Here is a 23,342-nt window from a genome sequence, read left to right as displayed (position 1 = left end):
AAAGATCATGAAATCAGAACATGATGATTTAGACGAGAATGTTTTGGTTTGAAACGAGAAACATCAGCCTCAAAAGATGATACATATTCCCCTACACCCTTATTCTTAATCCCGGATTTCTCACATAAGTGTGGGAAGGGTAGGAGGTGTGGGAGGTGTGGGAGGATGGGGAAGAAACCTTGCCCCCCACACTCCCCTCTCTCCCCACACTCCCTACGCTGCCTGGATTTCTCACTTGTGAGAAATCCAGGTTAATCCACCTCCCTTTGCAAACTCCGCCGCATTTCTGGAATAAGTTGTTGATAACGATTGTGAGATAAAACCAAGAAGGTTGAACTCAAAGAGATGACTAACATAATTAATGCAGCCACCGATGCTTGAGTGTAGGAAACATTTTCTGTAGCTTTCCAAATTTGAGTGGCTAGGGTATTAAAACCAATGGGAGCTAATAGCAAGGTTGCAGGTAATTCTTTCATGGCTTTGAGAAATATTAATGCTGCTCCGCCTAATATTCCAGGTGTTACCAGTGGTAAGGTAATTTCGCAAAAAGTTTGCCCTGGTTTTCTCCCTAAACTCCTGGCTGATTCCTCTAATTGGGGATTGACTTGTAGGAGCGAACTCCGCACAGTTCCGACAGACTGAGAAAGGAATAAGACTACATAAGCAAATACCAGCATTGGTAAGGTTTGATATAACCAAGGCAAATAATTTGCTCCCCAAAATACCAGTGCAAAAGCCACTACAATTCCAGGTAAGCCAAAACCAATATAGGTACAGCGTTCAATGGCTGTGGTGATGCGGTTGGGAAAGCGTACTACCAAGATGGCCACAGGAATGGCGCAAATAGTAGCAGCGATCGCAGCCAATCCAGCAGCTACAATTGAGTTCCAACCTAGTTGTATCAGTTGTGACCAAGCAAAAATTTGTGCTGCATCTGGACTGGTTAACCCTTGTACCAACCAAAACAAGGTAACAGCCAAAGGTAAGAATAAACCTAAGCTAGTAATCCCCAAACAAAACAACATGGCGGGGATTTTCCACCATCCTAGATGTATCAAGACTGGGAGAGAGTAAGATTTATGACCACGACTATAATATGTAGCCCGTGATGAACTACGCCCCGTCAAAGGCGATCGCATCTGATATTCCAGCCACAGCAACAGCAACACCAAACCCACCAGCATTAACGCCAACGCCGCCGCCTGATGACGATCAAATGTATAACGGTATTGCAAAAAAATTGCCCTTGTAAAAGTATCAAATCGCATCACGGAAGTTGTACCAAAATCCTGCAAGGCGTTGAGGGCTACTAGTAATCCTCCCGCCAGAATGGCTGGACGTAATGCAGGTAAAGTCATACACCAGAAGGTTTCCCATTGATTCCAACCCAAACTGCGCGCTGCTTCTTCCATTGCGGGATCGATACCTTGCAAAGCAGCATTAACACTGAGGAGTAAGTAGGGATAGGAAAACAGCGTTAGTCCTAAAATTGCCCCAGTCCAACCATAGATTTCTGGTAAACTTTCCACTCCCAAAGGTGCTAACCAGAGTTGCAACCAACTTCCTTTCGGGCCGAAAGCCGCAATCAAAGCAAAACTACCCACATAATCTGGTATTGCTAAAGGTAGTGTCGTCACCATCAGCCAAAATCGCCTCCCCGGTAAATCTGTGCGGAGTGTGAGAAAAGCCAGAGGCACTGCGATCGCTGTTGCTAGTATGGTACTAACTACAGCCACACCCACACTATTAAACACCACCTCCAAAGTCCGGGGACGCAACACCAAATTCCACAACTCTTCCCCACCCACAGCTGACATCCTGATGACTAAATAAGTCAAAGGTAAAGTGATAGCTACAGCAATCAATCCAGCTGTAACTACCAAAAATAACGGTGGATGAGTTTTAGTCATGAGTTACCCGTCAATAGTCAACAACCAAAAGTCAGCAGTTACAACAAACCTGCTTGTTGAATTAAAGACATCGTGCCTTTGAGATCAGATAAATTACTTAAATCAAGTTTGGGAGGTTGCAATTGCTTAAGGGGTAATTGCTTTTGCGCTACAGGAATACCTGTAACTAAGGGATATTCGTAAAAATTCTCGGTGATGAACTTTTGAATTTCGGGTTTGAGCATATAAGCCACAAACTTTTCTGCATCACTCTGTTGATCAGTGGTTTTGAGGACTGCTAAACCTGCAACATTAATTAAAGAACCTGCATCACCTTTTGTATAGTGGATAGCGACAGGAAATTTAGGATTCTTGGTGGTAAACCGATATAGATAATAGTTATTCACTAATCCCAAGGCAATTTCTCCCCTGCCTAAAGCTTCCACGATCGCGCTATTTTTTGGGTAGGCTTTCGCATTGTTGGCTTTCATCGCTTTTAACCATGCTAGGGTTTTTTGATCACCCTCCATCAACCGCATTGCAGTCACAAACGACAGAAAAGAGCCGTTTGTCGGGGCCCAGCCAACTTTACCGCGCCATTTGGGATCGCTCAGTTGCATCACACTTTGGGGCAGTTCATTGGCTTTGACAAGCTGAGTATTATAATCAATTACCCGCGCTCTGCCGGAAATACCTACCCATTGTCCTGTAGAGGAGCGAAATCGAGAATGAACTTTGTTAAGCAATTGGTTGGGAAGAGTGACAGTGATTTTTTCTCTGGCGATCGCACCTAAAGAACCAGCATCTTGACCGTAAAATATATCTGCACGACTATTTTTGCCTTCTTCGATGAGAGCGATCGCTAATTCTGTAGAATCACCATAGCGGACTTCTATATTTAGTCCTAAATCTCTCTTCGCTTTCTCAATGAGGGGGCGCATAATTTCTTCGTCTCGCCCGGAATAAACTGTCAGTGTTTTTGGGGTACCGGCGATCGCTATTCCCACTCCACAACCCAAAAATATGGCAGTAATTGCCGTAGAAATTTGCCGCAATTGATGTGAAACCATGAAATCACCTCAGATGACAGATTCAGAATTAGATGTGAATTTCTATAACCAAGTTTTGTCAGTACTAGTAATCTGTAAAGGATTAACGCTTGATTTTGGTAAGGATAGGTTAGGCCAAATAGATGTGTAAGTTAAATTTAGAAATTCCCCAGGTTAAGAATGCTAGGGAATTTCCCTCGCCGCTTAACGTTCCTTCTTTTTTAGAGAGGCTAGAACAAATGTTGTGGCGAGAGTTTTTCTCTCAAGTGATGTTGGGCTAGAAAGAGAAAGTAGTACGTACTACTCCCACATAGCTGAGGGGGTGACGAAAACCTCTGAACATAAGACACAGCAAGGATTTTAACCGAATGTGCCATAAAAAGATCAATATCATTTCCGTGGCTTATTGATTCTATTATCAATAACCTCCATCCAAAAGTCTTATTTTTTCGTTGAGTAAGGTTTTAGATTTACTTTTATCTTTTTGTCACTAACTCTTCTATAATCCTTACTGCATAAGGCTTTTAAGGTAGATTGTCACCCTCTCAGCTGCACGCCAGTTGCTTCTCTACGAGACGCTACGCGAACAAGTCGGCGGAGCCGCCCAACGCACTGGTTTGTCTCTGCGCCTCTGCGTGAGACAAACCCCCAACAATTATGCAACGCCAATTGATATATTGAGTTAAAATCATAAATCCGTGTCAGCTATTCAACCCAATGGAAATTGCTAATTCTCAACCATTACGTCCTGAAATTCTTGCACCTGCTGGTAACTGGGAGTGTGCAAAAGCGGCTGTAGAAAATGGTGCGGATGCAATTTATTTTGGATTAGATAGATTTAACGCCAGAATGCGGGCGCAAAATTTTACTGAAGCTGATTTACCCGAATTAATGACCTTCCTGCACCGTCGCGGTGTCAAAGGTTATGTCACCGTCAATACTCTAATTTTCCCGCAAGAACTACCAGAAGCACAGCAATATCTCCGCACAATTATCGCGGCTGGTGTAGATGCAATCATAGTTCAAGATGTGGGTATCTGTCGGTTGATTCGTCACCTATCGCCAGATTTCCCCATTCACGCCTCAACTCAAATGACTGTCACCAGTGCGGCTGGAGTAGAATTTGCCAAGTCTCTCGGTTGTCAGTTGGTAGTATTAGCCCGTGAATGTTCCATCAAAGAGATTAACAAAATTGAGCAGCAAATTGCCCAGCGTGGGGCTGCACTACCACTGGAGGTATTTGTACATGGTGCGTTGTGTGTGGCGTATTCTGGTCAATGTTTAACGAGTGAAGCTTTAGGCGGACGTTCAGCGAATCGGGGTGAATGCGCGCAAGCTTGCCGAATGCCCTATGATTTAATTGCTGATGAGGAAATTATAGATTTAGGCGATCGCAAATATTTACTCAGTCCTCAAGATTTAGCCGGTTTGGAAGTATTACCGGATTTAGTTAAGTCTGGGGTAACTAGTCTCAAAATTGAAGGTCGTCTCAAAGCACCGGAGTATGTTGCTAATGTTACTCGTGTTTATCGTCAAGCACTAGATCGGGTGATGGAGGAATTGGTAAGACCTAACCCCCTAACCCCTACTAGGGAAGGGATAAAAGCTCCCCTCTCCGCGTCGGAGAGGGGTCGGGGGAGAGGTCAAGAAAGCTACGATTTGGAGATGGCGTTTTCTCGTGGACTTTACACAGGTTGGTTTGCGGGAATTAATAATCAAGAATTAGTTCATGCACGGTTTGGGAAGAAACGGGGGGTTTATTTAGGGGAAGTTACCCGCATTCGCAATGAACAGGTGACGGTGCAATTAACCGCACCCCTGAAGCCTGGGGATGGTGTGGTGTTTGATTGTGGTCATCCAGAAGCGAAGGAAGAAGGCGGGCGAGTTTATGAGGTGATAAATAAAGGTGAAAATGCAATTTTGACCTTTGGACGAGGGAATGTCAACTTTCGCCGTGTTCATGTCGGTGATAAGTTGTGGAAGACTAGCGACCCAGAATTAGATAAACAACTGCGTCAGACTTTCGCTGGGGAAAATCCACAATTTCAGCGTCCCATTGATGTAGAAATTTATGGCGAAGTGGGGGAGGGATTAATTGCGATCGCTCGTGATCAACTTGGTAACATCGTTAAAGTAGAATCAGAAATTACACTGGTAGAAGCCCACACTAAACCCTTAGATACAGAACGCCTCAAAGAACAGTTTGGTCGTCTTGGTAACACCCCCTTTCGTTTGGGAATATTAACCAATCATCTCAGTGGTAAGGTAATGTTACCCGTGAGTGAATTAAACCGGATACGCCGGGAAATTGTCACCCAATTACAAGAATTACGCTCTCAACCCAAACGCTGGGAACTAAATCCCCAAGCCACTTTTAAAGACCTACTCCCCCCAAAATCTGCCCCATCTCCTGTATCTCCTTCACTCATCGTTCTAGTCCGTAACCTCAAACAACTCCAAGCCGCAATTAATGCTGGAGTCGAGACACTGTACTGTGAATTTGAAGACCCCCGCGCTTATCGGGAAGCAGTGCGGTTATTCCGTGAGGGGGGACAAGGAAGACAAGGGGGACAAGGGGGACAAGGGGGACAAGGAAGACAAGGGGGACAAGGAAGACAAGGGGGACAAGGGAGACAAGGGGGACAAGGGAGACAAGGAAGTAATTCCTCCCCCAGTCCCCAATCCCCAATCCCCAGTCCCCAGTCCCCAATCCCCAATCCCCAATCCCCAATCCCCAGTATTTGGGTTGCTCCTCCCCGCATTACTAAGCCTGGGGAAAATTGGATTTTGCAACAAGTACGGGCTTCTGAGGCTGATGGTTATTTGGTGCGGAATTACGACCAATTGGAATTTTTCGCCGCCGACCGTTGTATTGGTGATTTTTCCCTCAACGTTGCGAACCCTTTAACAGCAGACTATTTCAAACAGCGTTATAGTTTGGAACGTCTGACAGCATCTTATGACTTGAATATTACCCAACTAGAAGACTTACTCACAAATTCCCCTACAGAATGGTTTGAGGTGACAATTCATCAACATATGCCGATGTTCCACATGGAACACTGTGTATTTTGTGCATTTCTCTCTGAGGGGACAGACTATACTAATTGTGGCAGACCTTGCGAAAAACATGAAGTAAAATTGCGCGATCGCGTCGGTAGTGAACACATTTTGCAAGCTGATGCTGGTTGTCGCAACACTGTATTTAATGGTACTGCCCAAACTGGAGCAGAATACGTACAGCGTTTGATTGAGTTAGGATTGCGTCACTTCCGCATTGAGTTTGTGAATGAAACACCAGAACAGGTAACTAAAACTATACAGCGATACTGTCATTTATTAACAGGTGAAATTACAGGTTCTCAACTCTGGCGCGAGTTGAAGTTACAAAGTCAATTAGGTGTAACTCGCGGCCCATTAAGATAATTAATCAAAGGTTCGTAGTAAGGACTTTAGTCCTTATCAGTACCAAGCCAAGTTTCACAATTGATGGTTGGTGCGTGAGGCTATAAGTCTGATAGCGATTGCCAGTTAAGTGAGGTACAGATAATATTTTGAAACGCAGAGGAGCGCAGAGTAAAGCGCAGAGGTACGCAGAGATTTGTATCTCAGCAGACTAGAAAACGCTATATTACTTATTACTCATTACTCATTACTCATTACTCATTACTCATTACTTATTACTTATTACTCATTACTTATTACTTATTACTCATTACTCATTACTCATTACTCATTACTCATTACTCATTACTCATTTAATTCAAAATTACAATATCTTCACACGACTAAATTTTAAACGGGCAAAATAATCTCAAATTCTGTGCCTTTTCCTAATTGGGAAACAAGATTAATTTTTCCATTATGAGTAGACACAATAGAGTAAGCTACGGCTAATCCTAGACCTGTTCCTTTACCAACAGGTTTTGTAGTAAAGAAGGGGTCAAATACTCGTTTTTGCACCTCCTCAGAAATGCCAGTACCATTATCAGCAATGCGAATACTCACACTGGGAATTGATGTATTGCTAATAATGGTGGTACTAATGGTAATGGTAGGATTTGTTATGTCTTCGCCGTTTAAAGCATCAATCGAATTATTCAAAATATTCAGAATCACCTGATTAATTTGTTTAGCGTGGCAATTGACGAATGGTAGATCACTATAGTTCTTGATGATTCTAACTTGATGGAGTCGATGTTGTACAATTAATAGTGTGTTTTCAATACCTTCATGAATATTGACGTGTTTGTTGTCTGATTCATCAAGACGGGCAAAATTTCGCAGGGATAAAACAATATTTTGAATCCGTTCACTACCATGCTGCATTGAGTTTAGTAGTTTGGCTACGTCGTCGATTATGTAATCTAAATCTATTTTTTTGAGATAATTTTTAATCTCAATAGTAGGTACGGGATATTGTTGCTGATAAAGATGAAGACCATCAAGTAATTCATGAAAATACTCTTGCAGATATGTAATATTCCCGTAAATAAAGCTAATTGGGTTATTAATTTCATGGGCAATTCCCGCTACCATTTCTCCTAAACTTGACATTTTTTCAGCGTGAATTAATTGGGCTTGAGTATGTTGTAATTCTTGGAGAGTCTGGGAAAGTTGCTGATTTTTATGATGTAGTTCTTGGGTGCGCTGCTCGACTTTCTGCTCTAGGGTGTTGTAGAGGAGGGCATTTTCTAGGGAAATGGCAGCTTGAGAGGTTAATAATTGGAGTATATCAAGGCGATCGCCAACAAATACACCTGTTGTTATTTTATTTTCTAAATACAATATCCCCAATAACTGCCCTTGATGGCAAATGGGCATACACATTACACTCTGTGGTTGATGTCGGTGCATATATTCCCCAATAACGTTCTGTAGAGGAGTTTTGAGATCATCAATGACTACTGTTTCCAGAGTATTTTTAACATACTGAATTAGCTCAACTGGTACACCAGGATGATGATCAAGTGGTGCGGTTTGTAATATTGTGCTTTCTAGGGTGGTAATTGCTCTGACTTGCCATGATTCATGCTGCCACAGAATTAACGCACACTTATCAGCACCAGAATTTTCCAGAATAATCTGAGTTAACTTTTGAATTAGTTCATCTAACTGAATGGCGGTAGAGATAGCTTGAGAAGCTTTCACAATTGAGTCAAAATCTAATTCTGAATTGTTGTTACTAGAAGAACTTGAAAAATGGGTTGAGGACTGAATTGAGTTGGTGTATCTCACTGTACTAATCAGTCGTTCTCCCACATCTAGCTTGAGGGTTTTTTGTTGCAGAATCAGCCGCAGAAGTTCTGGGTAGCGTTGTTCTAAGTCTTCTACTTTAGTTTTTGCACCCCAACGAGCATAGCAGTAGTATGCTTCTTGCATATATGCTTGAGCAACTTTGTCTTTACCCCAGTTGAGGAAGAATTTACCAGCGAGTTCATTGCTGAGTGCAGTGTCTTGAACATAGCCGCTTTCTGTGGCTTGAGAAATAGCTAGGTCGTATAATTCCATTGCTGTGGTTTTATGACCTAAAACTCTATGCTTTTCCGCCTCCACTAAATAAAATCGATGTAACTGATTCATGGGTGCATAATTTGCCCACTGTTGCAGTATCTCTTGATTTTCTGCTACCTGCTGTAAAATTTCCTGTTGTTGTGTGAGTGATGCGTTAGGAAATAAAGCTAGTTGGACTAGAGAATCATAAAAATTCAGCAATGGAATGTTTGCCATTGCATATCCTGCACCAGAATATTGTTTAGCTTTAAGCGCATATTCCACCGCATTTTCTAATGATTCAAACAAATAGGAAAGTATTAATTTATTTACAAAGAAATGCCATAAACCAGAACCATCATTAGCTGCCTCATTTAACGCTAGCATTGATTCTTCATTGTAGGCTCTACCAACTAATTCCCAAGGCTTGGTTTTCGGCTCGATTAAATTCAGGACGACTTGATGATAAATATTATTATAATTAAGTGCGTTTCTTTGATGATTTTTTTCCATTGCTGTCCCATAAATTTCTAAATTATCAGCTAATTTAGTTAATTCTTGACCAGCAAAGTAAGCGTGTTGGCAATAACCAAAAGCTGTATAAGCAGCATAGATCAAATCACCACTATTTAATGCACTGGCATAGGTTTGTAGGAAAGGATGAAGTGTTGCTTTAACTGGGTCTTGCCAGTGGATAATAAAATTATGAGCGACAAACATGATGATTCCTTCATATTCCCGTTCTGGAAACTTAGACAGGATTTGCAAAGCTAACTTACCAAATTCATAGCCTGTGGAGATAGTATTTGTCTGGCCACAAAGCATGAGTCCATACCCTGAGTAACCTAAAGCAGAAGCAGAACAATTTCCGTATTGTATGGACAGAATAACTTTCTTCAACACTACCAAGCGATGAAGTTCCGGTTTTGCCATATAAGCAGGAGTAGTTAGTTTCACTAACACACGTAACGCTGTACGTAATTCTGGATTCTGCATCTCTGGTAAATCAGCTAACTCGGCTACTGTTTTACCTTGGAGGTGAGTTTGTATTGCTTGTAAACCCTCAACAAAATCTCCATTTGTGGGAGTTTGGGGAAACTCAATCCCCATTGGCTGCAAAAATTGCATGGCTGTATCAATAGCTGCCAATAATTGACCCTGGGAGGTGTAAGCATCAATTTTGACTTCGTAGACTTTGGCTGTATCAATGACTGCTTTGGCTTGTTGTAAAACTTCCTGAGCAAAGTTTTCCATTAAGTCCAACTCGCCACTGAGATAACTGGCTTCGGTAGCTTCGTTATATAAGCTTAAGGTGAAATCATAGTCAGATTGCCAAGGGTTAGTGGATAGTAATTGAATACTGATTTTCAGGTAAGCTAGTGCAGCGTTATATGCAATTGAAGCTTTGGCTTTTTTCCCAGCCATGAAATTTAAGCAGGATAGTTCATGGCGTTCTGTTGGTTCATGGAATTGTTCAATGCCAATATTTAACTGATTGGCGATCGCAAAAACCTGTTCCTCTAATTCGGCTTCTGGGGTGTTTTCCCACAGTAAACGACCGATTTTGACATGGGTTGTCTGTTTTTGCGCTTCTGGGATTAATGAGTAAGCCGCTTGTTGGACGCGATCGTGCAGGAATTTATAAACAAAAATTTCTCCATTCTCTTGATTCACACCTTGGTTTTCTGCACTCACAAAAAACTTATAAATCTCCGTCTGGGGTAAAATCAACCCTGACTGCAAAGCATTCCATAAACAATTTGCTGTTTCTACTATAGATTGTTCAGAAACTAAAGCTAATGTTTTTAAATCAAACTGATTCCCAATACAAGCAGCTAGCTGCAAAATATTTTGTGTTGATGGTGGTAGTTTTTGCAGTTGCACAGCCATAAATTCAACTACATCATGAGAAATTGCTAAGGCTTTGACTGCACTAATATCACATTGCCAATTTCTCCCTTCCCAGTCAAATGTAATTAGTTTATCTTCATACAATGCCTTGAGAAACTGCGTACTAAAAAATGGATTGCCCTCGGTTTTTCGATATACTAATTGAGTTAATGGTTGAGCAATTATTGGTGAGCATTTGAGGGTATCTGCCACGAGTAAATTTAAGCTCAGATTACTCAACGGTGTGAGGGTAATAGTATTTATTGTGCCTTGATACTTAATAATTTCAGCTAAAGTTAGCATCAAGGGATGGGCGGCTGAAACTTCATTGTCTCGATACGCGCCAATTAATAATAAATATGCGCTATCTGATTCACTCATCAACAACTGCATCAAGTTTAAAGATGCTGAATCTGCCCATTGCAAATCATCTAAAAATATGACTAAGGGATGTTCTTTAGTTGTGAATACCTGCACAAACTTTTGAAATAATAAATTAAATCGGTTTTGGGCAGCATTACCTGGTAATTCGATGGCGGGTGGTTGCTGCCCAATAATCCATTCTAATTCGGGTATAACTTCAATAATTACCTGTCCGTTTTCACCAAGAACCGCTAAAATATGTCGCTTATATGCCTGGATTTGAGCATCATTTTCTGTTAACAATTGTCCCATTAAATCTCGAAAAGCTTGTACAAATCCACTCAAGGGAATATTGCGGTTAAATTGGTCAAATTTACCTTTAATAAAATAACCCCGTTGCTTGACAATGGGTTTATGAACTTCGTTGACTACAACAGTTTTACCAATCCCGGAAAATCCTGCTACTAGCATCATTTCCGTTGCACCCTGACTGACTCGATCAAAGGCTTGTAGTAGGGTTGTTACTTCCGTTTCCCTGCCATAAAGTTTGTCAGAAATAATGAAGCGATCGCACACATCTTTTTGGGCAATTGTAAAATCTTCAATTCTGCCAAATTCTTTGAGTTGAAACAAGCATTTTTCTAAATCATACTTTAATCCCAAAGCACTTTGATAGCGGTCTTCGGCATTTTTCGCCATCAACTTATTAATTATTTTTGAGATGACAAAGGGAATATTGGGATTAATTTCATTGACTAAAGGTGCAGTTTTAGCAATATGATAATGTATGAGTTCCATTGGATCATTTGATGGAAATGGTAACTCTCCTGTAAGTAATTCATAAAAAGTCACACCGAAAGAATAAAAGTCTGTACGATAATCAATCCCCCGATTCATCCGTCCCGTTTGTTCGGGAGAAATATAAGCTAATGTCCCTTCTAAAACATTGGGATTGATCAAGCTTTGAGTTTCTTTCGATAATAACGATGCAATACTAAAATCAGTTAATTTTACTTGTTTGGTGTTTGGATTAATTAAAATATTGGCTGGTTTAATATCTTTATGAATAATGTAAGCGCGATAGAGTGTATCTAAGGTATGGCATAGGGCGATCGCTATTAATAAAAAATCACTGAGAGATAAGTTTGCTTCGTACTGATTCACCCATTCTTTGAGAGATATGCCCCCAAAGTCTTCCATAATTAACGCATAAGCATTATGATATGGTTCTAAGCTATAGATTTGGATAATTTCAGGTAATTGGAGATTTTTAGCAATGGTGTATTGATTGCGAAATTGTACCAATTCCCGGAAGCTGGGATAGGGATTTTTTAGCAGTTTAATAACTACAGGGAATAAGTCAGTTTCTCGAACTGCTCGATACACTAAGGTTCTAGAACCGTTGTAAAGTTCTTCTTTAAAGATATATCCGGGAACACTAATCATATTGAAAAAAATGAGATACCAGAGTTATTATTCCCAGATACCTACCAAGTTTTATACAATTAGTATCAGCAGTGAAATGTCTTTTGATTACCAGAAAAATGGGTTTAAAGTTCCCCGTCCTTCTAGGACGGCTTTCGTGATATGATATTTTTAGCGGTAAAGCGCACACATAAAAAACGAAGTAGGTCAAGCGGACAACTCCTGTAGACAAGCCTTCGGCTTGGCTTGTCGAAGACATCCGAACCCTGGTAGTAAAAATCCTAAATCTTGTACCGCCACTTGCTTTATGCCGGGAAACCCGTCCAGCGCAGTGGCTGATAAATGTGGGAGTAAAGCAAAAATTGAAGAAATCGTTTCAAACGCGGTCGGGCAGTCCGTGTGTGCTTGTGGACGTATCCAAACGGGGAGACTTGAATATTTTATATTCAGGTTTCTAGGGAGGACGGATGAAGCAAGAATCCTCATGCCTTTAGGCTGAGGAGTGTCAAACTAAGCCAGAACGCAAAGCTACAACCGCAGCTTGCACACGGTCATCTACTGCTAACTTATTCATAATCCCTCGGACGTGAGTTTTGACGGTGTTAGGACTTAGATAGAGTTTTTCCGCTATTTCTGGGTTACTCAAACCTTCTACCATCAGTTTTAATACTTCTAACTCACGTCCTGATAAATTAGCTGTATTTCCCTTTGGTGTGGGTGGTTTGAGATGATCAATAACTCGCCGTGCAATTAGCGGATCGAGGTATGTCGCACCATCAACGGCAGCAGCGATCGCATTTAATAATCTCTCTACAGTCGCGCCTTTGATACAATAAGCATCTGCACCGCTAGATAGGGCAGCGATAATTTCTGTTTCTGTTTGGTGGGATGTCAACATCACGACATGGATTTGGGGAAGTGCAGCTTTGATTTGTTGTGTGGCTGCAATTCCATCTAATCGGGGTAAACCAATATCCATCACCACTAAATCCGGTTTTAGTTTGAGTGCTGCTTGTACACCTAAATAACCATCTTCTGCTTGTCCGACAATTTCTAACTGGGGATGCACCATCAAGGACTGTTCTAACCCCAGTTGCATCATCGGATCATCCTCGACAATCAACACCCGCAACGGTGCAGCATCTTTCGGCAGATTTAAGCTATAGCCAGCATTAAAAGACATAATTCTTGTTGAAGGCTAGTGTTGACTGTTGATTGTTGACTAAAATTTATTCTTCCACCCTATACCCCAATTCAGCTAACCTGACGCGAGAATGTCGCCATTTGGGTTGGACTTTGACAAATAATTCTAGATAAACTTTACCAGAAATTAGTTTTTGAATTTGCTCTCGTGCGGAACTACCTATGGCTTTGAGCATTGAACCGCCTTTACCGATGAGAATGCCTTTTTGGGAGTCGCGTTCAACGTGGATGGTAGCCAGAACACGGGTAATGCTTGGTGTTTCTTCTACTTTATCAATGGCGATCGCTACAGAATGGGGAACTTCTTCACGCGTCAGCAGCAAAATCTGTTCTCGAATTAACTCACCCATGATAAACCGTTCTGGTTGGTCGGTAATTAAGTCAGGGGGATAGTAAAACGGCCCATGATCTAAATGTTCAATTAATAATGTTTGTAGTTGGGGTAATTCTGCACCAGTGATGGCAGAAAATTTGACTATCGGCCATTCATGGTTAGCTGCTAACTGTTGATAACTAGCATCAATATTTTGGGAATTTTCAGGTTGTTGATCAATTTTATTGACACCTAAAATTACTGGTGTGGAAGTGTTAATTAGTAATTCAGCAATAAAGCGATCGCCTGCGCCACAAGCTACTGTACCATCTACTACAAATAGCACTACATCCACCGAATCAATTGCTATTTTAGCATTCTGTACTAATACTTCCCCCAATTGATGATGGGGTTTGTGGATTCCTGGGGTATCGACAAAAATTAATTGTGCCTCTGGTGTTGTGACAATTCCTCTTAAACGGTTGCGGGTGGTTTGTGCCACTGGTGAAGTAATAGCAATTTTTTGACCGACTAATTCATTCATTAGCGTAGATTTACCAACATTAGGACGGCCAATAATGCCAATAAAACCTGATTTAAACTCAGGAGGAGCTTGGGGAATCGATACCGCTTCCGAAAGAGATAGAATGTCATTATCAATACTAGTCACTGTCAGTCCCACCGTTATCTTTTTATAGTTTGGATTTAATAGGTATAAGTCTTTACGAAAAGATTCAAAACAACATTAATTCACCCTAACAGGTGTGGGGAACTAGTCTTTATCAGTTATCAGTTAAATACGAGGACAAAACACCATATCAATTGCTGCAAGCTCAATGAAAGCGGCTCTAAATCCCCGAATAAAAACATCAAAACTGTTTGCCAATACTGTTCACTACTTAATCTTAGTTTAATCTAATACTAAATATATTTTGCTCTCATTTGCAAAAAAATGATATCGGAACACACTCCCGTTATTAAAATTATCTTTCTTGTAGGGGATTGTTTTTCATTCAATTTTGTGTTTTTTGATAAAAATTACAGTAATTTACAAATCATCTAGAATATGTATTCATCTTAAAAATGACTATAATTTCAACTTCAGTGATTATTAACAATTATCAACTAATGAATTAACCCCAAAACAAACTCACCTTGATTTACAGCTTGATTGGTGGAGACATCAAAAACTAAGCCATCTTCCGCAGCGCAGACATCCATGACTGTCGGTAGCTGACTTTCCTTATTGAAACTGAGAATTTGATAGAGTTTGTCGCCTGCTTTGACATTTGTACCTAAAGCAACTCTAGATTGAATCATGCCACCTGCGATCGCATAATATTTTTCTCGGTTACTACTCTTAGCAAAATACATTTCATGAGCTTGAGTAGAAGGGAGATTTGGCAACATATTTTTTTGAATTAAATAATTTTTCACACCCGCCACACCTTTAGCCACCGAATCAGGATTCATTTGCATACCCGCACCTAATTCTAATGTCCAAGCTTCGATATCAAATTTAACTTCTCTACCCAACTGTTGAAAACAATCTTCTAAAGCCAACCAAGGTTTAATAAAAGCTTCATCAAAAGCATCACCATCATATTTATCAAGAAGAATACCAAAATCTAGTAAAAAATACTTCGCGCTTTCATTGCGATCGCGGAAGTAATAAACATAGTCTAAACCTTGATTATTAGAACTATGTAAATCAATTAAATAGTCAGCATCGAGACTAATAGATTGCAGTTGATAGCGAAATCTTTCACTGTAGGGAACACTATGAAGTGAATTAATTTCCTCGAAATTGCGAGCAAATTGCTCTTTGATAATACTTAAATAATTCTGGCGAATAGTTGCTAAATCTGCATGAATTTGAGACTTAGCAAAAGCCAACAAATTATTATTGTGTTTTTCATAATCCCAAAAAATGCGATTCCAGTCTTTATATTCATAAGCACAATGACGGCCAGGAGAAAAATGTTGAGCGCGTTCATTAACTCCCATTGGATTGCACACAGGAACTAACCAAACCTCGCCAATTAAATCAGCAGCATCAACCGACAACAAAAACTCAATCAATTGATGAATAACCGCATTACCAGAGATTTCCGCACCGTGGAGATTAGATTGAATATAAACCTTTTTTCCAGGGTAAGAACCGATGAACTTATAGACTTGTAAAAACAGGCGATCGCCCGAAGCCATTTGGCGCAAAAATATATTATCAATCTGAGGAAACATAAGTACAAGGAGTTGAAAGAAATGAACTATGTTAAGTAATATAAAAGGGCTAAGATTGAGTTCGTAGTAAGGACTTTAGTCCTTATTTGTTCCCTGCGGGACGCTGCGCGAACGCGGAGCGTCTGTCTACGAGACGCTACGCGTTGGCGTAGCCTCTCGTAGAGAACGTAGAGAGAACTAAAGTTCTGACTACAAACCTTTAATTATTTACCCTGTTCTACTTAATAAATCTACTAACTTTTATTCACCTTCCCTACAAGGGAAGGGGTTAGGGGTTAGGTCTGTATTTCATTCAGATCAAACTAACACATCCTAATACCGTTTCTTGATAAAGTAGAGACGTTGCATACAACGTCTCTACATCATTGATTTGGTGCAACTTCATAGAGAATTGGTATAACCCTGTTGCCCGTTCCCCGTTTGCTGTTCCCTTTTAACTTTCCTGGGGACTGCGATAGCCGTAGAAGTTGATTGTATACTCAGTAATTTTTACACCCGTTTTTTGTTCAACTTCACGGATAAGTTCTTCTGGTAGTTCAATATGAACATCGAGAATTTGATTAGTATCTACACAATTAACATGACTGTGAGCATCGCTAATATTGCCGTATAAGCGTCCATCACAGCGTTCAATGCACTCAATAATTCCCTGACTTGATAGTGCTTCTAAATTCTGATATACAGATGTATGACCGATTTCCTTACCTTCTTGGTTGAGGCGATCGTAAATTTCTCTGGCACAAAGGTGTTCATTAGCTTGCCATAGTAGTTCTAGAATAAAGCGACGTTGACGGCTTACCCGCATACCTAGGATTTGACACCGTTCAAGTGCATCTTCTAAAGAACGAATGGGTTTTGTGGATACTGCCTGTTTCTGCATATTTAAATCTACTTCACTATCAAAGGAGTTTTCCCAGTTCGAGTTGATGGTGGCTGTGTATCTACCAGGGAACTACAGAACTACAATTTTGTCTTTACACCTGTACTACTCCTGGGGAATGTCGAGGAAATTCGGGTTTGAGGTGATTGTGGGGATAATTTTCTGATCTTTGCCTCACCACACTTTCATCTAAAACAAACTCATTACAACTTTAGCTTAAATTTTAGGTAAATGTCTACCTTCTGGCAGCAGCCAAGAGATACAGGATTTTTTGTGTAATTAATCTACAACTAGTTGCTGTTTAGTGACTTCAGTATTATAGGATGGACGCAGTGTTAGAAGGTGTGGGGCTATTATGGCTCGCTATACGTGTTCATTTATTATTGGGGTTAATATTGAGGATCTCCAGCCATTAGTTCTAGATTTGTTACAGAACTTTGATTTGGAAATTCAATACTACACAGGCGATTACATTCTAGCCCGTGAGATTCCGGGAACTGTTGCAGTTTCCCAATTAATTAAAGTGGAAGTGCTGATTGATAAATCAACAGCTACAGAAACAGAAACTAAAATGACTATCGTGATTAAAAATGAGGAATTACCACTCCGCATTAATAATCACTGTCGAGAAATGTTTGATGTTATGAGACAAGAAATTGAAGGGAGTCGCTATTGGCATTTAATCGAAAGTTTAGCGGGATAATACTCCATTTCAATATGACTGCAATGAACTCTCTCCTACAAGGAGAGAGGTACTCTACGATTAGCAAAGTAAGTTGAGGGATATCATCCATTTTGACTGATGACTGATGACTGATAACTGATTTAAATCTCCTCTATGTCATCAGCCATACCGGGATTAATCAGTGTAATATCATACTCACTGGAATCTGTTTGTCCAGAACGCTGGGTATTTTTTAACAAATAATAGATAGCTCTTATTTTAGGGCCAAAAACAATTTCATCTTCGTTTTGTAAATCGTGGGCTGACATTTTGCGCCCGTTAATCATGAAGCCATTGGCACTAACTTTACCTTTGCCATCACCATCGACAATGCGGTAATAATAGCTTTGATTGTTATGTTGTCTGGGTAGTCTCACCAATGTAGCATGGCGACGAGAAACAAATTGAGAGACTAAACGGATATTAGATTCCCTGTCTCTACCAAGAGAATAGACAGGATTTTCCAAGGTAAATTCTTTACGACCTTGATCATCTTCCAGAATTAGTAGATGACTTTCATGAGTTTCTGCTGATGTTGATAATTCGTTACCAAAATCATGGACATTTTGATTAATTCTAAGTTGTTGGGTATTATTGCTTGCCATTCTCGCCCACTACAGTCTGATGTTGGATGTTGTGCAGCATTACAGAATAGCGTTTCTCGCTTGTGTGCAATACACTCTACTAGTGGGTAGCACCCCTATGTGGAAGTAAAAACTCAAAAGTCAAAAGTCAAAATAATTGTATTTTCAGGTTTTGAACGATTGAGAATGGTATCTTGATTTCCACCCTATTGGACTGGAGTAGTGTATTTTCTGCCAATGACAACCGCTATATTTACACAGACAAAGTAGAACGGAATTTATTCTACTTTGTAAACTACTGTCACTCTTGCAGGAGTGACAACAGATTTGATGAGATGCTGAACATATAGTTATGATTTAGTTTAACCTGAGATGGTACAAACTACATTGATGCTGTAATGTTACCTAGCGAGGGGCTAAACGGCGTAATAATACGGAATTGGTGACGACACTGACAGAGCTAAAGGCCATCAGAGCCGCAGCACCGGAGGGACTGAGGACAAAACCCCAATGTGGTAATAAGACTCCTGCTGCTAGAGGGATACCAATGGTGTTGTAAGCAAAAGCCCAAAATAAATTTTGACGGATTTTATTGAAGGTGGCACGACTTAGAGAAATTGCTTGCACAACATCACTTAAGCGATCGCGCATCAAAACTATTTGGGCTGTTTCCATTGCTACATCTGTACCTGAATGTAAAGCAATGCCGACATCAGCTTGAGATAATGCGGGTGCATCATTGATGCCGTCACCAATCATGGCAACATGGTGCTGAAACTGAGTTTGGATGTCTTGAATGACACTGGCTTTTTTACTGGGGGGAACACCTGCAATCACATCGGTGTGATCTATACCTAACTGTTGGGCGATCGCACTAGCGGCTTCTGGGCGATCGCCACTTAAGAGCATCACCCGCAAACCCATCTGGCGCAATTGTTCTACGGTGCTGTGGGCATCATTTCTTAGGGTATCTTGCACCCCAATCACACCTGCTAAAGTTCCAGCCACCGCCACACCCACAACAGTTTTACCCTCGGTTGCTAGTCGGTTAGCCATCTGTTGTGCTGTATCATCAATCACTACTCCATGCCAACTCAACCATTCCCAATTCCCCAAAAGTACGGTGTCACCATTCACCAGTGCCGACACACCCAATCCCGGCTCAGTGTGAAAGTCTTGCGCCTCTGGAATCACTAACTGTAATCGCTGTGCCTCCTGCTGAATAGCCTTAGCTAGAGGATGATAAGTACCACTTTCCACGGCGGCAGCTAGTTGGATTAGGGAATGGGGCATGGGGAATGGGGCATGGGGAATGGGGAATGGGGAATGGGGCATGGGGGTAAATATTTCTCCCTTGTCTACCTTGTCTACCTTGTCTACCTTGTCTCCCCCCTCCCCTAATTCCCAGTCTCCAATCCCTAAACAATCAGTAACCTGGGGATTACCTGTGGTGAGTGTCCCGGTTTTATCAAAGACTACGGTGTTGAGTTGGTGGACTTTTTCTAAAACGTCGCCACCTTTAATTAATAAACCCTTTTCTGCACCTATGCCTGTACCAACTAAGATGGCTGTGGGTGTGGCGAGTCCTAAAGCACAGGGACAGGCGACGACCATAACGGCGATCGCTAGTTTTAAACTAATTAATAGTGGCGATTGTGTAGAGACGGGATTCATCTCCGGTAGGAGGTGATGGGTACTATGTGCAGCGTGGCTAATCATTGCTGTGCCAGTGGTGATCACATCCGGCCAAATCCGCGTTCCGAAAGCATACCAAAAGATAAATGTCAAGAATGATGCTGTTAATACACCGTAGGTAAAGTAACCTGCTACGGTGTCGGCTAATTTCTGGACTGGAGCTTTGCGGGTTTGGGCTGCTTCTACTAAGGCGACGATATGGGCTAAGGTAGTATCAGCATCGGTACGGGTGGCTTGAATAGCGATCGCCCCAGATTGGTTAATTGTACCTGCACTGACTATATCTCCAGGCTGTTTAATTACGGGTACAGCTTCTCCCGTCAGCATGGACTCATCTACGGTTGTCTGTCCAAAACGCACTTCCCCATCTACCGGAATTTTATCTCCTGGTAAAACTTGCACCCATTCCCCAATTTTGACTTGTGCGGCGGGAATTTCGATAGTATTGCTTGCTAATCCTATATTTTGTATATCTGGGTTGGGGATCAATCTAGCTATTTGGGGTTGGAGTGCTAAGAGTTGTCTAAAGGCCTCAGCAGCTTTACCTCTGGCTTGTTGTTCTAGAGTCCTTCCCAACAAGATAAAACCCAACATCATCACGGGTTCGTCAAAGAAGCACTCCCAACCGAGTTGAGGAAAAAACAAAGCCACGACGCTGGCGGTGTAGGCGGTAAGAGTTCCTAAACCCACTAAGGTATTCATGTTGGGTGCATTGCGCCGCCACCCCAACCAGCCATCAATAAAAATCGGTCTACCAGGAATTAATAAGGCTAAGGTAGCTAAACCAAAATGCCACCAAATGTTATTGAGTAGAGTTAACACAGGGTTGCCAAAATCACCCAAGTGTCCGATCCCTGAGAAGAACAATAGCATAGCGGCGATCGCTAATTGTTGCCACGCACTACGCATTTGTTGGCGGTGTCGTTCTGTGGGATCGGCTAAAGTCGATTTGCCTGCTATTTTGTCCCTAGCTGTGCGGGTTTGGGTAGGAAACCCACTGGCTGTCAATTTCTCGGACAGTTTTTCTGCATCTACTGCACCAGTTTCCGACTCGATAACCGCTACCTCTGTAGCTAGGTTCACACAAGCACTCAAGACTCCTGGATATTGGGTGAGTTGTTTTTCTACTGCACTCACACAACCAGCACACTTCATACCCCCAACATCTAACAGAATTTTTTCTCTAGTTGGGGTCTGTTCTTGATCAAGCTGAGTTTTTGGGACAAGTTGCATGGCAAGTGTTGAGATTCGCTATAAGAATTATGACTTTTATTTAAAAGCATCTCTAACTTGAGCGTAGCGAAATCTGTAACTATTACTCAATACAAATACATTAAATTTAGTCATTGGTCATTGATCATTGGCCATTAGTCAATGTGCATGGGGTATCTGCTCCCCTCCTCCCTCACTATTCCTCATCCCCCAAAGTTTAGCGGTTGCATAAATCACAGTCACAACCTGAATTGGCAAGAAGATAATTAAGCTTTTGAGAAAATAGTGAATTTCGATGTTAGACATAACACTAACATAGCCCATTCCCAGCAATAAAAATATTACCCAGGTTAGATACTTAGGTTTAAAGTTCAACATATGACCCTTAGTTAATTGTCAAGATTACAAGTTAAATGAGTAGTGAGTAATGAGTAATGAGTAATAAGTAATGAGTAATGAGTAATAAGTAAATCCTATTACTCATTACATAAGTAGCGGCCATGAACCGCGTACATGAGAACACATAAAAAACTCTTTCCCTTACACCCCTACACCCCTACACCCTTAAACCCCTTTTTCATGAGTATTGAAAGTCATAGCCAATAAGTTTTCAAACAACCTCTAAAACCAACCCTGCTTATTAACTATGTAAGTATTCACAAATTGTTCAGGGGTTTTATTTAAATAAATCATGCCTTCAATTAAGCCAACTATCTGCATAATTAATAAAGTCATACCATAAGAAAAAGTTCCCCCAACCAAGGATATAACTAACATAATAAAACCTTCGGGAGCATATCCTAAAATAAATTTATGCACCCCAAATCCACCGAAAATAATACCACAATAGCTAGCTAATAATTGTTTGTTAGTTTGTTCAGTATGGTTAAGATTTGCCATATGGTTTCTGCTCCTTGAAACTAGATTTAGAATGAAGGTTGAGTAAATATATTCTGGGTTGCTATCACAAGATTTCCCCACATTTATCTGAATGGGGGTCAATTAGTTGCTCATACTCATGGATAGATAAGCTACTAATATTTAGATGCAGTAGTTTATCTCACTGTGCCTAGAATTATTGTGTTTTTTTATGGCTATAGCAGTCATATGTGATTTGAAAAAATTGTGCAAGATCACAATTCTCTCTGCTCTCACAAATAATTCAGCTATCTGACATTAACCATGTTTAAGCAATAAATTTAGGTGAGTATTATTACAGATTTTTGGGGAATTTTCATCTTTCACAAGAATTAATTCCAAATTGCCAGCAACTAAAGTGGCTGTAACACATCACTTTTTACTTTTACATCAGTGTTATCTCAGGACTTTTATCCGAGATAGTCACAATCTTCAAGATATCTTTAATGGAAAACACCTGTGTTAAATACAGAGGGAATGGTTACACCTAGTGAAAAGCAAGGCAGCAGGGAAAAAACCACCCACAAAGGGCGGGGCTTGAACCCAACAAGCATTTTTCTTTCCTTCTGCCCTCTGCCCTCTGCCCTCTGCCTTTCTTCGTCAACACTTTGGCTGGTCAATACTGATGTATCTTTCCAAATAATACTAAAATTTTACCGGGAAATTTTGTGATGTATTTAACAATTTTGATAGCATCATGACTCATGAAGACTTAATGTTTTACGATTCTTTAAGCAAGAGGTGAAGCCGAGGATTTTCAAACTACCCCTGATCAAACTTTTATGGCTAATAATATCTTAACTACTATCCACCGGAAGATTTATGCAAATTCCCCATTTTCCTGAAACCAACCACCCTATCGTTAAGTCACTGTTTCATCATAGTGACCAAGAACTGCTGGATCTATTTCAGCATCATCCCGATGCTGGCAAGTACTTTACAGTGATTTTTTGCCGTTATAGCCCTATAGTTTACACTTTGATTCAACATTCGGCGCGATCGCCTGTACAAGCTGACTATCTTTTTGCTCTGACTTGGCGACATATCTATTATGAACTCGGCGGACTCGATTTAAAAAACCCCTTACCAGGGCAGGAAGGTTTAACTTTGCAAAATTGGCTGATTAATATCACGGCTGTCTGCATTAATGAAATTCAACTACCACCAACGGAATCTATACATTATTCCCTACAAGCTACTTCACCGCCATTATGGTGCTATGTCGAACAGGCATTAGACCAACTACCGCCCATTTTAAGATTAATGGTGTTGATGGCTCAAACTTTCCATTGGAGTGAAACCCGTATTGCCGCTTATCTGCAAGCTGAAGGGGAAAAAATTACGCCTCCTGAAGTAGCCAATTTTCTCCAGGAAGGCTATCGTATGCTAGAGGACAAATTACCCGCAGACATCCGCGAAATATACTTGGGAGAAGATTTAGTCAAATCATAGCCTCAGTA

The 23,342-nt window shown here is 40.9% G+C and carries 13 protein-coding genes; 3 read left to right on the top strand and 10 right to left on the bottom strand.

The window, feature by feature from the left end:
- Positions 1–251: 251 nt before the first annotated feature.
- Together ACPZ3T_RS08410 and ACPZ3T_RS08405 are read right to left on the bottom strand one after the other, a co-directional pair.
- Positions 252–1,910 (bottom strand): ABC transporter permease, encoded by a 1,659-nt coding sequence (locus ACPZ3T_RS08410; RefSeq protein WP_490275187.1) that lies wholly within the window; start codon positions 1,908–1,910, stop codon positions 252–254.
- A gap of 38 nt (positions 1,911–1,948) precedes the next feature.
- Positions 1,949–2,959, bottom strand: coding sequence for an iron ABC transporter substrate-binding protein (locus tag ACPZ3T_RS08405; RefSeq protein WP_490275185.1), 1,011 nt, complete (start codon positions 2,957–2,959; stop codon positions 1,949–1,951).
- 696 nt (positions 2,960–3,655) lie between these two features.
- Here ACPZ3T_RS08405 and ACPZ3T_RS08400 point away from each other — a divergent pair.
- Positions 3,656–6,364: a U32 family peptidase gene (locus ACPZ3T_RS08400; protein ID WP_490275183.1), complete on the top strand. Its 2,709-nt coding sequence runs from the start codon at positions 3,656–3,658 to the stop codon at positions 6,362–6,364.
- Between the two features lie 369 nt (positions 6,365–6,733).
- Here the strand turns inward: ACPZ3T_RS08400 and ACPZ3T_RS08395 are convergent, their stop codons facing one another.
- From ACPZ3T_RS08395 to ACPZ3T_RS08375, 5 genes are all read right to left on the bottom strand, one after another.
- Positions 6,734–12,130, bottom strand: coding sequence for a trifunctional serine/threonine-protein kinase/ATP-binding protein/sensor histidine kinase (locus ACPZ3T_RS08395; RefSeq protein ID WP_490275180.1), 5,397 nt, complete (start codon positions 12,128–12,130; stop codon positions 6,734–6,736).
- A 484-nt stretch (positions 12,131–12,614) separates the two neighbouring features.
- Positions 12,615–13,292, bottom strand: coding sequence for a response regulator (locus tag ACPZ3T_RS08390; protein WP_490275178.1), 678 nt, complete (start codon positions 13,290–13,292; stop codon positions 12,615–12,617).
- Positions 13,293–13,338: 46 nt separating this feature from the next.
- Complete coding sequence (era, locus tag ACPZ3T_RS08385) at positions 13,339–14,295, bottom strand: GTPase Era (RefSeq protein WP_490275176.1); 957 nt, start codon at positions 14,293–14,295, stop codon at positions 13,339–13,341.
- A 455-nt stretch (positions 14,296–14,750) separates the two neighbouring features.
- The gene (locus ACPZ3T_RS08380) at positions 14,751–15,869 is read right to left on the bottom strand and encodes a succinylglutamate desuccinylase/aspartoacylase family protein (protein ID WP_490275174.1); all 1,119 of its coding nucleotides are present in this window, start codon (positions 15,867–15,869) and stop codon (positions 14,751–14,753) included.
- Between the two features lie 433 nt (positions 15,870–16,302).
- Positions 16,303–16,749 carry a Fur family transcriptional regulator gene (locus ACPZ3T_RS08375; protein WP_490275172.1) on the bottom strand — a complete coding sequence of 149 codons (447 nt, stop codon included), beginning with the start codon at positions 16,747–16,749 and terminating at the stop codon, positions 16,303–16,305.
- A gap of 355 nt (positions 16,750–17,104) precedes the next feature.
- Here ACPZ3T_RS08375 and ACPZ3T_RS08370 point away from each other — a divergent pair, with 355 nt between their 5' ends.
- Complete coding sequence (locus ACPZ3T_RS08370; protein WP_490275170.1) at positions 17,105–17,452, top strand: hypothetical protein; 348 nt, start codon at positions 17,105–17,107, stop codon at positions 17,450–17,452.
- Positions 17,453–17,574: 122 nt separating this feature from the next.
- Here ACPZ3T_RS08370 and ACPZ3T_RS08365 read toward each other — a convergent pair whose 3' ends face one another.
- The 3 genes from ACPZ3T_RS08365 to ACPZ3T_RS08355 form a co-directional block, all read right to left on the bottom strand.
- Entirely contained in the window at positions 17,575–18,078 is a 504-nt protein-coding gene (locus ACPZ3T_RS08365) for an FHA domain-containing protein (RefSeq protein WP_490275168.1), read from the bottom strand.
- Positions 18,079–18,462: 384 nt separating this feature from the next.
- A complete protein-coding gene (locus ACPZ3T_RS08360; RefSeq protein ID WP_490275166.1) occupies positions 18,463–20,985 on the bottom strand; it encodes a heavy metal translocating P-type ATPase in 2,523 nt (840 codons plus the stop codon).
- Between the two features lie 600 nt (positions 20,986–21,585).
- Positions 21,586–21,864 carry a TM2 domain-containing protein gene (locus ACPZ3T_RS08355; protein ID WP_490275164.1) on the bottom strand — a complete coding sequence of 93 codons (279 nt, stop codon included), beginning with the start codon at positions 21,862–21,864 and terminating at the stop codon, positions 21,586–21,588.
- 840 nt (positions 21,865–22,704) lie between these two features.
- Here ACPZ3T_RS08355 and ACPZ3T_RS08350 point away from each other — a divergent pair.
- Positions 22,705–23,334 carry an RNA polymerase sigma factor gene (locus ACPZ3T_RS08350; protein WP_490275162.1) on the top strand — a complete coding sequence of 210 codons (630 nt, stop codon included), beginning with the start codon at positions 22,705–22,707 and terminating at the stop codon, positions 23,332–23,334.
- The last annotated feature ends 8 nt before the right edge of the window (positions 23,335–23,342 follow it).

The sequence above is a fragment of the Aliinostoc maniaoense genome, from assembly GCF_058172895.1.
Note: the sequence above shows the minus strand (reverse complement) of the source record. Positions and strands in the feature narration are given on the sequence as shown.